At 72.6% G+C, this 1,439-nt stretch carries 2 protein-coding genes; both read left to right on the top strand.

Annotated features, from left to right (window positions below; all coding sequences use genetic code 11):
* Positions 1-989 (top strand): TldD/PmbA family protein (locus ACH107_RS32810; protein ID WP_412509778.1); only part of this gene is annotated, 989 nt, incomplete at its 5' end.
* Positions 976-1,439: inositol monophosphatase family protein (locus tag ACH107_RS32815; RefSeq protein WP_412509779.1), on the top strand; the 464-nt coding region annotated here is incomplete at its 3' end. The genes ACH107_RS32810 and ACH107_RS32815, both read left to right, overlap by 14 nt.

Below are 1,439 nucleotides of genomic sequence, written 5' to 3' on the forward strand. Positions count from 1 at the left end.
CCCAGGAACCCGCCCCGGCGGTGCTGGAGGCGGAGGCGCGCGAGGCCGAGGCCGCCGCGCTGGCCGTCGCGGGCGTGACGCAGGTTCAGTCGGCCAGTGCCGCCTACAGTTATCGTGATGTTCACATGGCCGCCACCAACGGGTTCTCGGGTGGGTATGCCCGCAGCAGCCGGGCGCTGTCCTGCGTGGCCATCGCGGGCGAGTGCACGGGGATGGAGCGCGATCACGACGCCGATTCCCGCGTGTTCCGGTCTGACCTGCGCGGCCCGGCCGACATCGGGCGCAGTGCCGGGGAACGGGCCGCGGCCCGCGTCGGCGCGCGGCGACCGTATACCGGGGCCTATCCGGTGCTCTTCGACGAACGGATCTCGGCCAGCCTGATCGGGCATCTTCTGGCGGCGGCGAACGGCGCGGCGGTGGCGCGCGGCTCCAGCTGGTTGCTGGGTCGGCTCGGGGTGCCCGTCCTGCCCGAGGCCCTGTCGCTGATCGAGGATCCGCACCGGCCGCGCGTGGGTGCCTCGCGGCTGTTCGATGCCGAGGGGCTGCCGACCGCGCGGCGCGCCATCGTCGAGGCCGGGATCCTGCAGGGCTGGACGCTGGACCTGGCGACGGCGCGCAAGCTGGGGCTGGAAAGCACGGCGAATGCGCAGCGCGGCACGTCGAGCCCGCCCGCGCCCGGGGTGTGGAACGTGGCGCTCACGCAAGGCGACAAGACACGCGACGACCTGCTGGCCGAGATGGGCACGGGGCTGTGGGTGACCTCGGTGATCGGATCCACGATCAACCCCAATACCGGCGATTATTCGCGCGGGGCCAGCGGGTTCTGGGTGGAAAACGGCGAGATCGCCTATCCGGTGAACGAATGCACCATCGCCGGCAGCCTGCCCGAGATGCTGCGGCGCATGACCCCGGCCAATGACGCCCGCCCCTGGCTGAGCCGTGTCGTGCCCTCGCTTCTGGTGGAGGGGCTGACGCTTGCCGGCAACTGACCTCGCCCTGCTGGTCGAGGCGGCGCGCGCGGCGGGCGAGATCGCCACGCGCCACGGCGGCAAGGGTGTCGAGCATTGGCAGAAACCGGGCCGTGCAGGCCCGGTGAGCGCGGCCGACATGGCGGTGGACGCGATGCTGGCCGCCGACCTGCTTGCCGCGCGGCCCGAGTATGGATGGCTGTCGGAAGAAACCGAGGATGACCCCGGGCGGCTGACGTGTGACCGGGTGTTCATCATCGACCCGATCGACGGGACGCGCAGCTTCGTCGAGGGGTCGCGCACGTGGGCGCACGCGCTGGCCGTGGCCGAGCGGGGCGTGGTGACAGCGGCCGTGATCTACCTGCCGCAGCGCGACAAGCTGTATAGCGCGGCCGCGGGGGCGGGCGCGTTCCTGAACGGGCGGCCGATCCGGGTGGCGTCGCGGGACGAGCTGACCGGCGCGTCGGTGCT

Source organism: Roseovarius halophilus (ex Wu et al. 2025), from assembly GCF_047086965.1.